At 54.4% G+C, this 305-nt stretch carries 1 protein-coding gene; it reads left to right on the top strand.

Going from position 1 to position 305, the window contains the following annotated elements; translation table 11 throughout:
• Positions 1 to 305: hypothetical protein (locus tag C7H79_RS18245; protein WP_172592515.1), on the top strand; the 305-nt coding region annotated here is incomplete at both ends.

Raw genomic sequence — 305 nt, 5'->3', positions numbered from 1 at the left:
TATACAATAACCTGCTGCCGGGAAATTCGCTGTTTGGATCCGCTGATCAGGTTTTCCCCCGTGGACTGGATATTTTCTTCCGCCCTGGCGAGCAGATCACATTTGATCCAGACGGCCCGGGTGGGCAAGCCGTAGGCCAATCAACCCATTACTCTCAAACCAAAGGCGCCGTGTTTGATTCACAGCCGCGTACGATCAGTAATCTGATTGCAGATCTAACAGCGTCGAATCCGGCTGCGGAAGCCGCATTTAATCAAACGCCGGGCTCCACAGTAGTCAATGGCACACGCGCGGACGGCTCACCA

Source organism: Nitrosomonas supralitoralis (genome assembly GCF_003011925.2).
Taxonomy (GTDB): Bacteria; Pseudomonadota; Gammaproteobacteria; order Burkholderiales; family Nitrosomonadaceae; genus Nitrosomonas; species Nitrosomonas supralitoralis.
Note: the sequence above shows the minus strand (reverse complement) of the source record. Positions and strands in the feature narration are given on the sequence as shown.